Raw genomic sequence first — 13,548 nt, 5'->3', positions numbered from 1 at the left:
GGATGTCGTCATCCCGGCGAAGGCCGGGATCTCGGGAGAGAGGAGAAGGGCGCGAGGCTGGAATCGCCTGAGATGCCAGCCTCCGCCGGCATGACGGCTTAAAGATGCGGCGCGGTTCGATCGCATCAAGGATCGGGCCAGTGGAGAGGAGAGCGGAGGCGGGCGTGGAGAGGCAGGCGTTTTCGGGCAAGGCGGCGATCGCCGGGGTCGGCTATACGCGCTTCAGCCGCGAATCCGGCCGGACCGTGCTCGACCTGACGATGGAGGCCGTCCACGCGGCGGTCGCCGATGCCGGGCTCGAACGCCGCGACGTCGACGGCCTGCTGTCCTACGCGCTGTCCGATTCGGTCCCGACCCATATGGTCGCGCGGATGCTCGGTCTCGCCGAGCATGGCTGGACCAACGATTATTATGGCGGTGGCAGCCAGGCGGCGGCGATTCTCGGCGATGCGGCGATGGTCGTGTCGGCGGGGCTCGCCGAAACCGTCGTCGTCTACCGCGCGCTCAACGGCCGCAGCGGCAAGCGCATGGGGCAGATCGCGCTCGGCGCCAGCGACGGGATGGAGGAGCAGTTCCTCACGCCCTACGGCTTTCGCGGACCGGTCAACCTGTTCGCGCTGGCGGCGCAGCGCTACCTCCACGATCGCGGCATCGCGCCCGACGACCTGGGGCCGCTGGTTGTGCGGCAGCGTGCGAAGGCGGTCGCCAATCCCAAGGCCTTGCTGCGCGATCCGCTGACGATCGACGATTACCGCGCCGCGCCGATGATCGCCTCGCCGCTGCGGCGGCTCGACTGCTGCCTGGAGACCGACGCCGCCTGCGCCATCGTGGTGACGACCCCCGATCGCGCGCGCGCGCTGCGCAACCGGCCGGTCCATGTGCTCGGCGCCATCCGGGCGGGCGGGCGCGGGGCCGGGGCGATGGACAAGGCGGGCGACGATCCGGCGCGTATCTTTTCCGCCCATGTGGCACCGCGCTTCTATGCCGCGACGGGCGTCGCGCCGGCCGATATCGACCTCGTGCAATGCTACGACGCCTATTCCTACCTGATCCTCCAGCAGCTCGAGGATTTCGGCTTCGTGCCGCCGGGCGAGGTGGCGGACTTCGCCGCCGCGGGCGAGGCGGGGCGCGGCTTCGCGCTCAACACCAATGGCGGGCTGCTGTCCGAAGGCTATGTCCATGGCCTCAACAACGTCGTCGAGGCGGTGGAGCAGCTCCAGGGCAAGGCGGGGGACCGGCAGGTCGAGGCCGCGACCGCGCTGTGCACCGGTTTCGGCGGCAATTTCGGCTCGGCATTGCTGCTCGGGCTGGAAGCGTGAAGGACAGGCGATGAGCGATACACCTCCCGAACCGCATAATTGGGGCCGCTGGGGCGCCGACGACCAGATCGGCACGGCCAATCTGCTGACGCCCGAGGTGATCAAGGGCGGCGCCGGCGCGGTCGCGCGCGGGCAGGTGCTGAGCCTCAGCCTGCCGATCAAGGGATCGACGTCGAGCAACGCGCCCTGCACGGTGCCGCATCTGCGCGGCCGGCCGCTGCCGCAGCATTTCATGTCGATCGACGGCGGCGACTATCTCGCCGGAGCCAAGCCGCCCGCCGGCCTGTCGATCGCCGACGACGCGCTGATCGTGTCGCCGCACGGTACCACCACCCATATGGACGCGCTGTGCCATATGTGGAACGGCCAGCGGCTCTATAACGGCCATGACAGCGCGCGCATTCGCAGCTACGGCGCGCTCCGCTGCGGCATCGAGCAACTGCCGGGCATCGCCACGCGCGGCGTGTTCCTCGACGTGGCGCGCCATCGCGGCCGCGATATCCTCGATCCCGCCGACCGGATCACCGCCGCCGACCTGGAGGCGATGTGCGCCGCTGCCGGCGTGACCATCGGCGCTGGCGACGCGGTGGTGCTGCGCACCGGCTGGACCAAGCAGTTCTACCAGAATGCCGAGACCTATTGGGGCGGCGAGCCCGGCCTCGCGACCGATGGCGCGCTGTGGCTGGCCGCACGCGACGTCGTCGCCGTCGCCGCCGACAACAGCGCGATCTGCGGCCTCAATGCGCAGGGCGGCGCCGACGAGGATCTCGACGGCGACATCCACATGATCTTCCTGTGGCGGCACGGCATCTACCTGATGGAGATGCTGTGGCTGGAGGACCTGGCCCAGGCCCAGCCGACCACCTTCCAGTTCGTGGTCGCCCCGCTCAAGATCGTCGGCGGCACCGGCAGCCCGATCAACCCGCTGGCGATCCTCTGAACATGGCGACCAGGCCGCTCCCCGTACCGACCGAGCTGACCGAGCCCTATTGGCGCGCGGCGGCGGAGGGGCGGCTGGTCATCCAGCATTGCCGGGGCTGCGACCGCTGGATCCATTTTCCCGAGCGGCAATGCGCCGAGTGCGGATCGCAGGATCTCGGCTGGGACGAGGTCTCGGGACGCGGCACGGTCGCGACCTTCAGCGTCGTCCACCGCAGCTTCGTCGCGGGTTTCGACAGCGAACCCTATGTCATCGCCTGGATCGACCTGCCCGAACAGCCCGGCCTGCGGGTGTTCGGCAACGTCACCGGCTGCGCCCCCGACGCGGTGCGGATCGGCCTGCCCGTCGAGCTCTGGTTCGAACGGCGCGGCGAGATGACGATGCCCAATTTCAGGATCATGGAGCGAGGGGAGCAAGGATGAGCGGCAAGGCGCCCTACGGCAATTATGCGCATGCGGTACTGACCAACAACGCGGCGCGGACGCCCGACGATGTCGCGCTGGTCTATCGCGGCCGGAGCTATACGTTCGACGCGCTCAACAAGCGGGTGAACCGCACCGCCAATGCGCTGACCGCGCTGGGCGTCGAGCCGGGGCACAAGGTCGCGTCGCTGCTGGGCGAGGCGCTGCACGTCGCCGAGACCTATTTCGCCGAGGCGAAGATCGGCGCGATCATCGCCGCGTTCAATCCTTACTGGGCACCCGAGATGGTGGTGGCGATGGCGCGTCAGTCGGAGGTCGACTGGCTGGCGCTCGACGCGCCGAACGCGGGTATCGCGCCGCTGATCCGCGCCGAGCTGCCGCATGTGAAGCTGATCGCGATCGGAACCGGCATCGAGGGCGCCGTCTCGCTCGACGACGCGGTCGCCGGGGCTTCCGACGCGGAGCCGCCGCTCGGCGCCGGTTTCGACGATCCGATGGGCTTCTTCTACACGTCGGGCACCACCGGCACCTCCAAGGCGGTGGTCCACAGCCATGCGTCCTGCATCCAGATGAGCACGGTGCTGTACGAGGTCGAGCGCTCGGCCAACTCGGTGTGGGGATCGGGGCCGATCATCTGGGGCATCGGTTTTCCCTGCACGATCGGCGCCGCGGTCTATGCGGGGATGAAGGTGGCGCTCGAGGACGATCTCGGCCCGGCCAGGCTGCTCGATGCCGTCCAGCGCGAACGTATCTCGCACATCACCATGATCCCCAGCCAGTGGGGCGACATATTGTCGAACCATCCGCACCAGGATTTCGACCTGTCGTCGCTGAAAGTGATCCTGCTCGGCGGCGAGCCGATCTCGCCCAACATCTTCTCGCGGCTGATGGAGCGGCTGCCCGGGCTGTCGCTGTACAGTTTCTACGGCCAGTCCGAGGGCCCCTATAACTGCGTCAACACGATCACCGAGGCACCGATGGCGGCGACGTCGGGCCGCGCGCGCATCGGGCAGGCGGTGCAGACGATCGGCGCCGGCGGCGATCGGGTGGTCGGCGTGCCCGGCGAGATCGTCATGACCGGTCCGCACCTGTTCCAGGGCTATGACGGCCAGCCCGAGAAGACCGCCGAGGTGCTGAAGGACGGCTGGTTCTACACCGGCGACCTCGGCCTGATGGACGAAAGCGGCCGGCTGACCGTGCTCGGCCGCAAGGAGGACGCGATCACGCGCGGCGGCCATTATCTCCGCCCGATCCAGATCGAGGACGTCGCCGGGGCGATCGACGGGGTCGCCGAGGCCGGCGTCGCCGGCAGCCCGGCGGGGGCGACCGAGCAGAAGATCATCCTGGCGGTCTCGCCGCAGCCGGGCGTCTCGCTCGACGAGGCGGGGCTGCGGGCGAAGCTGGCGACGATGCTGCCGGCCGAGGCGGTGCCCGACCTGATCGTCGTCGCCGATAGCCTGCCGCATGGCAACGACGCCTCGGGCGGGCGCGGCAAGCTGCTGCGCCGCGAGATTCGTGCGCTCTACGAAGGCCGGCTCGGCTGATGACGGTGCGCGAGCGCATCGAGGGGCGCTGGGACCCGGCCTTCCGCCGGGTCGCCGACGCCTTTCTCGGCCTGTTCGATCCCGGCCGCGACGGTGCGACCGAGGTCGGCGCGGCAATGTGCCTGATCGTCGAGGGCCAGGTCGTCGCGCATATCTGGGGCGGCGTCGCGGATGATGCGGGCACGCCCTGGCGGGCCGATACCGCCGCCTGCGTCTTTTCCTGCACCAAGGGCGTGGCGGCGAGTCTGTTCCACATCCTCGCCGAGAAGCACGGGATCGATTATGACGCGCCCGTCGCGCGCTGGTGGCCCGAATTCGCGGCCGCCGGCAAGGCGGACATCACCGTCCGCGAGCTGCTGGCGCACCAGGCGGGCCTCGGCCGCCTGCCCGATCCGGCGGCGCCCGGCCATGTCCTCGATTGGGACCGGGTCACCGCCGCGCTCGCCGCGTCGCCCGCCGCCGGCACCAGGCCGCGCCGCTCCGGCTATCATGCGCTGACCTTCGGCTGGCTGATCGGCGAACTGATGATGCGGATCGCCGGCGACGATCTCGACACGCTGCTCGACCGTCATTTCAACGGCCCGCTCGGCGCCCGCTTCGCCTGGCGCGGGGCGGCCGTGCCGAAGGACCGCATCGCGATGCTGGCCTCGGCCAACCCCGGCGCGCCGGTCTGGGCGGCCGGCGGCGACGAAGGTTTCGCTAGGATCACCTCGCTCGACGACTGGTCGCTGCTGAGCCCGGCGGTTGCCAGCTCGGCCGGCTGGCGCGCGGCGAACGGGCTCGGCGCGGGTGGCCATTCGGACGCCCGCAGCCTCGCCGCCATCTATGCCGCGCTGATCGATCGCAAGGCGCCGATCCTGTCGCGCGAGCGGCTCGCGCTCGCGACCGCCGAGCAGTATCGCGGCGAGGACGCGCTGCTCGGCAACGATGTCGCCTATGGCATGGGCTACCAGCTTCCGGCCGGCGGGGTCTCGCTCGGCCATGTCGACCGGCCGGGCACCGCGCTGTTCGGCCACAAGGGCGCCTATGGATCGATCGGGGTCGCCGATCCCGAACGCGGTTTCGCGCTGGGCTATGTGACCAATTTGTGCGCCGAGATGGGCGATCGCAGCCGCAACGGCGCGCTGCTCGACGCGGCGCTGGCATGTTTCTGACACCATAGAGGAGGGGACGATGCGCATTTCGATGGCGCTGGGCCTGAACCAGTTCGACACGCCGACCGAGTTCATGTCGGTCGAGGCGATCCGCGAGATGGCCGGCGCGTTGGAGAGGGCTGGGATCGATGCCTGCTACGTCACCGATCACCCCGCGCCGTCGCATGCCTGGCTCGCGGCGGGCGGCCATTCGGCGCTCGACCCCTTCGTCCAGCTCACCGCGGTCGCGGCGGTCAGCACCAGGCTGAAGCTCCACACCCAGATCGTGGTGCTGCCCTATCGCAACCCCTTCCTCACCGCCAAGGCGGCGGCCAGCCTCGACGTCATTTCGGGCGGGCGGATGATCATGGGGGTCGGGGTCGGCTATATGAAGGCCGAGTTCGCGGCGCTCGGCGTCCCTTTCGAGAAGCGCGGCGCGCTGGTCGACGAGGCGCTGCAGGCGATGAAGCTGGCCTGGACCGGCGAGTCGGTCAGCTTCGCCGGCCAGCTGTTCGACGCGCAGGAGGTCCAGCTGCTGCCGCTGCCGGTCCAGCGGCCCCACCCGCCGATCTGGTGCGGCGGCAATAGCGAGAAGGCGATCCGCCGCGCGGTGCAATATTGCGACGGCTGGGCGCCCTTCCCGGCGCGCGGCAAGCTCAGCGCGATCACCGGTACCGACCAGCTGACCTCGGTCGCCGAGCTGGCCGACAAGATCGCCTTCGCCAGGGACCTCTGTGCCGAGCAGGGGCGGACCCGGCCGTTCGACGTCTGCATGGTCCCGTTCGACATGACCCTCTACAACGGCACCCGCCTCAACGCGCAGGCGATCATCGACCAGCTCGAGGAGCTGGCGGCGGCAGGCGTCACCTGGAGCGCTGTCGCGTTGCCGCAGGCCGACCGGGCGCAATATGTCGAGAACGTCCTGTGGTTCGGCGAGGAAGTGCTGGCGAAGATCGGCGGGCGCCAGGCAGCCACCGCATGAGCGCGCCCGTTGACGACCGGCCGGTGCCGGAGATCCGGCTGGGCGGCATGCTGTTCTCGCTCGCCCAGCCGGAGGCGGGCTGGGAACGGCATTTCCACCGCTGGTACGAGCGCGATCATTTCTATGCGGGCTGCATGGCGGGGGCGGGCTTCTTCGCCGGCCGCCGCTGGCTCGCCACGCGTGCCATGCGGGCCGAGCGCTTTCCGGAGACGACGCCGGTCACCGGCGATATCCGCGACGGCAGCTTCCTCGTCACCTACTGGGTGCTCGGCGAACGGCTCGACGAAACGATCAGCTGGTCGGTCGAGCAGGCGCTGCGCCTCCACCAGCAGGGCCGGATGGAGGCGCCCCGGCGCAACATCTCGACCGGCTATTACCGCTATGCCGGCGGCGCCTTCCGCGACGAGGATGGGGTGCCGGCCGAACTGGCGCTGGACCGGGGCTATCCGGGCGCGATGGCGATCATAGTCGACGCGGCCGGGGAGGGCGACGCCGTCGCCGACTGGTTGCGCGACGAGGTGCTGCCCGGGCTGATCGACGGGACGCAGGTGCCGATGGCGCTGTGCTTCCGGCCGGTGCCGCTGCCCGACAATGCACCGGGCAATGTCGCGCGGCCCGACCCCGCCTATTTCCGCCACCGCGTGCTGGTGCTCGCCTTCTTCGAGACCGTGCCGCCGGCCGACTGGGACGCGATCCCCCGCGCGCTCGATGCGGCCCTCGCCGCTTCCGGGCGCGGCGCGCTGGTGTTCGCCGGCCATTTCATTCCGACGGTGCCCGGCACGGACAAGCATGTGGACCAGCTATGACCGATCGTCCCTTTCCTGACGGCGCCGCGCTGATCTTCGGCGGCAGCGGTGGCCTCGGCGGCGCGGTCGCGCTCGAGTTCGGGCGCGCCGGCAGCGCGGTCGCGCTCGGCTATCGCGGCAACCGCGCCAAGGCCGAGGAAATGGCGGCAGGAATCGCCGCGACCGGGGTCGAGGCCAGCACGGTGCAGGCCGACCTGGCCGACCGCGCCAGCGTCGAGGCCGCGGTCGCCGCAGCGGTCGAACGGCATGGCCGGGTCCACAGCATCGTCTTCGCCGCCGGCCCGCTGGTCGCGCAGGTCTATATGTCGCAAGTGACGGCCGAGCAGTGGAAGGCCGCTTTCGCGATCGAGGTCGACGGGTTCTTCAACGTCGTCCAGGCGGCACTGCCCCATTTCCGCGCGTCGGGCGGCGGCTCCTTCGTCCATATCGGTTCGGCCGGCGACCGGCTGTGGCCTGGCAAGGATGGGCTGTCCGTGGTGCCCAAGGCCGCCAACGAGGCGCTGGTGCGGGGCATCGCGCGCGAGGAAGGCCGTTTCGGCATCCGCGCCAACTCGGTGCTGGTCGGGGTGATCGCCGGAGGCATGTTCGACAAGCTCGACGCGATCGGCCATTTCGACGACGCCTGGAAGGAAGCGACCCAGAAGTCGCTGTCGATCAAGCGCTATGGCACGCCTGCGGAGATCGGCCATGCTGCGGTATTCCTGGCTTCCGACCGGGCGGCCTATATCACCGGCGAACAGATATCGGTGTCGGGCGGGTTCGGGATTTGATGGGTGTGCTCCCCTTCCCTATATCCTCGAGCCTGCGCTGGCATGACGTGGTGGCTTAAGGCCAGGCCGCCAGCAACCCGTTCACCGCCGCGACGAAGGCGAGCGGATCGTCGATCATGATGTGATGCCCCGCATCGGGCACCGTCGCGATCGGGGTGAAGCGCGGGCGGAGTTCACGGATGCGCTCATTGGCGTCGTCGGCCATGATCTGGGTCTCGGCCCCCATGATGAAGGCGAGCGGGACGTCGGCGGTGGCCAGAAGGTCGAGCATGTCGGGCTCGCGGTCGAGCCGGCTCCACATCGAGAAGTCGAAACGCCAGCGCCAGCCGGGCATGCTGCCGCCCAGTTCGGAAATCGAGCGTTCGGCGATGAAGTCACGGATGAAGGACGGCGCGTCGCGGTCGGGCGGCACGAAGCGGAAGCGCGACAGCGCCTGCTCGCGCGTCTCGAACACCGGGGAGGCGCGGGTCGAATAGACGAAATTCTCGACGACGCCGGGGGCGGGGAAGCCGCCCGTGTCGATCAGGATCAGCGCCGACAGCGCCTCGGGCGTCTCGACCGCCGCGACCAGCGACGGATGCCCGCCGAAGCTGTGCGCCATCCAGATCGGCGGAGTCGGCCCGTCGAGCAGGCCGGTCTCGCACGCGACGATGCAGGCTTCGCGCGCGAAGCCCCGGATAGAATAGCTTTCGCGCCAGTCCGAGCGGCCCATGCCCGACCAGGAGAAGGCGACCACGCGGTAGCGGTCGACGAACATCGGCGCGATGAAGCTCCACCAGTCGGCGTGCGCGGCGCCGCCATGGAGAAGGAACAGGCCGGGCTTGGCGGGATCGCCCCAGCTCAGCGTTTCGATGGTGGCGCCGTCGGCCTGCACCGTCCCGCGCTCGGGGGCGCAGGCGAGCGCGTTGCGGAACCAGGCCGGTCCGGCCGCTTCTGACACTGTCATATCCTGTGAACCGGGATCAGCCTGCCTGGCTGCCAAACGCCGCAAGCACCGCGACGACCCCGTCCTCGCCCGCGATGACGGGGGCGAAGGCCTCGCCATCGTCGGCCCACAGGCAGGATTTCGGACCATAGGCCTGGCCGTCGACCGTCGCGCCGCCGCCGACGATCAGCAGGAAACGGCCGTGGCTCGCCTCCTCGGGGAAGGCGAGCGCCTGGCCGGCGTCGGCGGAGAGGCGATAGGCGCCCACCCCGTCGGGCTGGGTGAAGATCGGTGCGATACCGGGCTGCGCTTCGGGCGCCTCGGCGACCTCGCCCATCAGCATGCGCCGCTGCGAGCCGCTGCTGTGGCGCACTTCCTTCAGCAGCTTCGCCTCGCCCGGCATCTGGTGATAGCTGGTGGTCGATACCGGCCGCAGCGTGAAATAGCCGTAGCCCTCCTCGGTCGCGATGATCGGGCCGTAGCTGGTATAGGCGTCGGTATAATGGATCGATCCGGGATGCAGGTCGAAGCGGCCCAGCTTGGCGCTGCCCTCGACGAAGATCTGGAACTGGTCGACCGCGTGGAAGTGGCCGGGGATGACATGGCCGGCACCGGCGCGGACGAGGAAGGCCTGCGGATCGTCATTGTCGACCTGGCGGCGGCCGATGACGTCGGTCGCGCTGGCGACGCCGTCGCTCTGGACGCGATTGGCCGCCATCGCCTGTTCGAGAGTCGCTCCGATCATGCCTATCCCCTCCATCGGTTTATAAGAAAGGAATTATAGCAAGCGACTGGTTGGTTCAAGTCGATAGCATTTTCTTTGATCGTCACCCCAGCGAAGGCTGGGGTCCATGTCTCTCATCGGCCAGATGGCATCGAGTGAGGAAGCAGACATGGATGCCAGCCTTCGCTGGCATGACGAATTTGAATGCCGGCTAGAACTGTCCACCCCGCTCCCGCCCGCCCAGCACCCGGCCGAGCCCATAATCGCCCTTCAGGCTGGTCCGCTGCATCCGCCGCGCATAGTGCGGCGGGACGCCCTCGGCCGAATGCATCGCGCGCCAATTGTCCCAGATGATCATGTCGCCTTCCTCCCACCGGTGGAAATAGGCGAAGTCGGCGGTGCAGCAATGCTCGATCACCTCGGCGAGCAGCGCGTCGCCTTCGGGGCCGTCCATGCCGGCGATGCCGACCGCGAACAGCGGGGCGACGTTGAGCACCTTCCGCCCGGTCTGGCGCTGGGTGTAGACCATCGGGTGGGCGACCGGCGGAAAATCGCGATCGAGCACATCGCCGTCGAACATGCCGGCCTTCATCGAAGGTGCCACCAGCGCCATGTCGGCGGGGCGGCAATATTTGCGCTTCATCATGTCGGGCTGGAAGCGATAGACGACGCTGAGCCGGTCGATCCGACGCTTGAGGTCGTCGGGCAGCAGATCATAGAGGCGGATGCGGTCCATGAAGCCGGTGCGCCCGCCCTCGGGCGGCACCTCGAGCGCGCGCAGCATGCTGCCATGGTTGATCTCGGCCATGTAGGACAGATCGAAATGCCACGGCAGCCAGCCGGCCAGCTCGCGCCCCTCGATCCGGTAGACCGCATGATAGGACAGGTCTCCGGGATTTTCCGGCGGGGTATAGGACATGTCGACGACTTCGGGGAAACCCTCGACCTGGTTCTTGTTGACCGGGTGGACCTGCAGCGTGCCGAAGCAGCGGCTGAGCGCGACATGCACGTCGGGCGAGGTGCCGATCCGCGGGAACAGCAGCACGCCATGTTCGACGAAGGCCTCGCGCAGCGCCCTGGTCAGCGCGGGGTCGCCGATCCGGTCCGGATCGAGGGTGATCCGGGCACCGACATGCGGGGACAGTTTCTCGATGGCGAGCGGCATGTCGTCCGCCCTCACGCGACGACGCGGCCCGGGCGCAGCACCTGCCCCGGATAGGCGCCGCTGTGCCGGCCGTCCTCGAACAGGCTCTCGCCGTTGACGATGACGTGGCGGACGCCCTCGGCCCGGACGACGAGGCGGCGGCCACCGCCGGGAAGGTCGTTGAGCGGTACCGGCCGGGCGCTGTCCGACCCGATCGTTTCCGGATCGAAGATCACGATGTCGGCGGCCAGGCCGGCCTGCAGCCGGCCGCGGTCGGACAGCCCGAAGAAGTCGGCGGGGTCGGAGGTCAGCCGCATGATCGCGGTCTCGAGGCTGAGCAGCCCGCGCTGGCGGACGAGGTCGCCCAGCATCTCGGTGGTGTAGCCGGCATTGCACAAGATGCCGACATGCGCGCCGCCGTCGGACAGGCCGATCAGGGTGCGCGGATCGCCGAGGAACTCCTCGGGCACGCCGAAGCGGACCGCGGTGAACTCGGTCGCGAGGTCGTCCTCGAGCGCGAGGTCGAAGAAGGCGTCGATCGGGTCCTGGCCGCGCGCCTTGCCGATCTCGACGAGGTTCTGGCCGATCAGCGGTTCGAGATCGGCGCGGCCGGTCGCGATCACCCACACCATCGACCAGTCGCCATGGAAGGCCGAGGCGCGCTCGGCGATCTCGTCGCGAAAGGCCTGGCGGAAGGCGGGATCGCGATAGATCGCCTCCTGCACCGCGCGCGGCTGGTTGAACACGCCGCGCAGCGATTCGAACGGCGACAGCATGAAGGGATCGCGCAGGTTCAGGTCGCTGACGAGGTTGGTCGAATGCATCTGGGGCCGGGCGCCGCGCGCGACGAGCGGTGCGACCTGTTCCATCGCGCGGAAATGCTCCTCGGGCTTGTCGAGGAATTTCATCAGCGCGAGGAAGGTCAGCGGCGCGCGGCTCGCCTCGAGCATGCGGTCGAGCAGTTCGAAGTCGGCCGGCTTCATCCAGGGCGCCACCGATCCGATCGCCATCTCGATCGATCCCCGGCCGATGTCGCCCAGTTCCTGGGCATAGGCGACCAGCTCGTCGGCGCTCGCCGGCACGCTGGCCAGCGGCTTGCCCTGGTAGCCGATATGCGACGGCGCCTGGGTCGAGGAGAAGCCGACCGCGCCATGGTCCATCGCCTCGCGCAGCAGCGCGCGGATGCGGGCCACCTCCTCGGGGGTGGCGGGGCGCTCCATCGCTGCATCGCCGAGCACGTAGCGGCGCAGCGGCGCGAGCGGGGCGAGGAAGGCGAGGTTGAGCCCGCAACCGCGCCTCTCGGCGGCGGCCATATATTCGGGGAAGCTCACCCAGTCCCAGCTCAGCCCCTGCTTGAGCGTCTCATAAGGGATCGCTTCCAGGTTCACGAGATCCCACGTCGCCTTCTCGCGGTCCTCGGGCCGGCAGGGCGCGACGCCGACCCCGCAATTGCCGAGCACGACCGTCGTCACGCCGTGCCAGCTCGACGGGGTCAGCAGCGGGTCCCAGCACATCTGCGCGTCATAATGGGTATGCGGATCGACGAAGCCCGGGGCGACGATCATCCCGGTCGCCTCGATCGTCCGCGCGGCCTCGCCCTCGATCGTGCCGATCGCCGCGATGCGGCCGTCGCGGATGGCGACATCGGCCCCGAAGCGTGGCGCGCCGGTGCCGTCGACGACTGTTCCGTTGCGGATCACCAGGTCGAATCTCATAGCCTCTCCGTCACACATGAGCGGCGCAGCCCAAGGCCGCGCGTGATTGTTCAGATATATGTTTGTCTGTTCTGTAATATGAACGACGGTCATGCGTCAACGCGCCGCGTGACGCGGTGCGGGGGCGACGGTCCTGGCGGGAATCGGTGGCTAGACGGCCGCGGCCTGATAGCCGAGCAGGCCTGAAATCTCGCGGCCCGCCGCGCGGACCGCAGCGGCCAGCTCGTCCGATCGATCGAGTGCGCGGCTGACCACCGAGGAGATGATGACCACGCCGGCGATCGCGCCGCCGGCATCGAAGACCGGCGCGCCGAAGCCCAGGATGCTCTCGTCCATCTGGCCTACGGCGATCGACACGCCGTCCTCGCGGACCTTGCGGTACATCGCCTTGAGCTCGTCGATCCCGGTCAGCGTCTTGCTGGTGTGGCGGACCCGCTCGACCGACCGGAGGTAGGAGTCGACGAAGGCGTCGGGCAGGTAGGCCAGCATCACCCAGCCACCGGTGCTGGCATAGAGCGGGCTGTGGTTGCCGATGATGCCCGACACGCGCACCGCGTGACGGCTCTCGATCGCATCGACATAGACGACCTGGCGCTCGTCCTGCGACATCGCGCCCAGGATTACCGTCTCGTTCACCTCGTCCGCCAGCCGCTGGAGCGCCGGCCGCGCGATTGCGGGCAGGCGCCCCGACCGCAGGGTCGAGATGATCAGGTTGGCGAGCGCATAGGCCTCGCTGCCGAGATGGTAGACGTTGTTGACCGAGGTCAGATAGCCGAGGCTCTGCAGCCCGCGCAGGATGTTGAGCAGGCTGCTCTTGGGGATGCCGGTCTGCGCGCTCAGCGCGGCGAGGCTGGCACCGTGCGGCGACGCGCGCGAGAGCAGGTCCAGGATCTGCGGTAGCCGCGCGACCGACAGCGTCGCCGACCCGCGCGGCGCGATCTGGGGCGTGGGGGCGGCGGCGGAACGTGGCGGCATGCTTCTCTCGTGACGGTCGGGCGGCGGTCGATCGGGCGGCTGGGCGCAATTCGCTCCTCCTCTCCTACAGAAGCGGCCACATGGCCACAGGATTCGTGCCAGGGGCTGTGGCGAGCCGCCGGCGCCGCGGACGGGCGCCGGCGGCCGGT

13 protein-coding genes are annotated in these 13,548 nt (G+C 69.4%); 8 read left to right on the top strand and 5 right to left on the bottom strand.

Annotated features, from left to right (window positions below; genetic code table 11):
- Positions 1–140 precede the first annotated feature (140 nt).
- From ASE22_RS10740 to ASE22_RS10705, 8 genes are read left to right on the top strand one after another with little or no spacing between them, the layout of a single operon-like run.
- Complete coding sequence (locus tag ASE22_RS10740) at positions 141–1,319, top strand: thiolase C-terminal domain-containing protein (protein WP_235536208.1); 1,179 nt, start codon at positions 141–143, stop codon at positions 1,317–1,319.
- Positions 1,320–1,329: 10 nt separating this feature from the next.
- A complete protein-coding gene (locus tag ASE22_RS10735) occupies positions 1,330–2,259 on the top strand; it encodes a cyclase family protein (protein WP_056358594.1) in 930 nt (309 codons plus the stop codon).
- A gap of 2 nt (positions 2,260–2,261) precedes the next feature.
- The gene (locus ASE22_RS10730; protein WP_056358591.1) at positions 2,262–2,681 is read left to right on the top strand and encodes a Zn-ribbon domain-containing OB-fold protein; all 420 of its coding nucleotides are present in this window, start codon (positions 2,262–2,264) and stop codon (positions 2,679–2,681) included.
- The gene (locus ASE22_RS10725) at positions 2,678–4,225 is read left to right on the top strand and encodes a class I adenylate-forming enzyme family protein (RefSeq protein WP_056358588.1); all 1,548 of its coding nucleotides are present in this window, start codon (positions 2,678–2,680) and stop codon (positions 4,223–4,225) included. Before ASE22_RS10730 ends, ASE22_RS10725 begins: the two co-directional genes overlap by 4 nt.
- The gene (locus ASE22_RS10720) at positions 4,225–5,379 is read left to right on the top strand and encodes a serine hydrolase domain-containing protein (protein ID WP_056358586.1); all 1,155 of its coding nucleotides are present in this window, start codon (positions 4,225–4,227) and stop codon (positions 5,377–5,379) included. Before ASE22_RS10725 ends, ASE22_RS10720 begins: the two co-directional genes overlap by 1 nt.
- Before the next feature lie 19 nt (positions 5,380–5,398).
- Positions 5,399–6,340: an LLM class F420-dependent oxidoreductase gene (locus ASE22_RS10715; RefSeq protein WP_056358583.1), complete on the top strand. Its 942-nt coding sequence runs from the start codon at positions 5,399–5,401 to the stop codon at positions 6,338–6,340.
- Positions 6,337–7,146 carry a hypothetical protein gene (locus ASE22_RS10710; RefSeq protein ID WP_056358580.1) on the top strand — a complete coding sequence of 270 codons (810 nt, stop codon included), beginning with the start codon at positions 6,337–6,339 and terminating at the stop codon, positions 7,144–7,146. The genes ASE22_RS10715 and ASE22_RS10710 overlap by 4 nt, the downstream gene beginning before the upstream one ends.
- Entirely contained in the window at positions 7,143–7,916 is a 774-nt protein-coding gene (locus ASE22_RS10705; protein ID WP_056358578.1) for an SDR family NAD(P)-dependent oxidoreductase, read from the top strand. The genes ASE22_RS10710 and ASE22_RS10705 overlap by 4 nt, the downstream gene beginning before the upstream one ends.
- A gap of 55 nt (positions 7,917–7,971) precedes the next feature.
- Here the strand turns inward: ASE22_RS10705 and ASE22_RS10700 are convergent, their stop codons facing one another.
- The 5 genes from ASE22_RS10700 to ASE22_RS10680 form a co-directional block, all read right to left on the bottom strand.
- Entirely contained in the window at positions 7,972–8,862 is an 891-nt protein-coding gene (locus tag ASE22_RS10700; protein WP_156397482.1) for an alpha/beta fold hydrolase, read from the bottom strand.
- A 16-nt stretch (positions 8,863–8,878) separates the two neighbouring features.
- The gene (locus ASE22_RS10695) at positions 8,879–9,586 is read right to left on the bottom strand and encodes a hypothetical protein (protein ID WP_056358575.1); all 708 of its coding nucleotides are present in this window, start codon (positions 9,584–9,586) and stop codon (positions 8,879–8,881) included.
- 190 nt (positions 9,587–9,776) lie between these two features.
- Positions 9,777–10,730 (bottom strand): TauD/TfdA dioxygenase family protein, encoded by a 954-nt coding sequence (locus ASE22_RS10690; protein WP_056358842.1) that lies wholly within the window; start codon positions 10,728–10,730, stop codon positions 9,777–9,779.
- An 11-nt stretch (positions 10,731–10,741) separates the two neighbouring features.
- Complete coding sequence (locus ASE22_RS10685; RefSeq protein WP_056358573.1) at positions 10,742–12,424, bottom strand: N-acyl-D-amino-acid deacylase family protein; 1,683 nt, start codon at positions 12,422–12,424, stop codon at positions 10,742–10,744.
- A gap of 150 nt (positions 12,425–12,574) precedes the next feature.
- Entirely contained in the window at positions 12,575–13,399 is an 825-nt protein-coding gene (locus ASE22_RS10680; protein ID WP_056358568.1) for an IclR family transcriptional regulator, read from the bottom strand.
- Positions 13,400–13,548: the final 149 nt, after the last annotated feature.

Source organism: Sphingomonas sp. Root720, from assembly GCF_001428605.1.
In the GTDB taxonomy this organism is placed as follows: Bacteria; Pseudomonadota; Alphaproteobacteria; order Sphingomonadales; family Sphingomonadaceae; genus Rhizorhabdus.
This window is presented reverse-complemented; position numbering and strand designations above follow the sequence as displayed.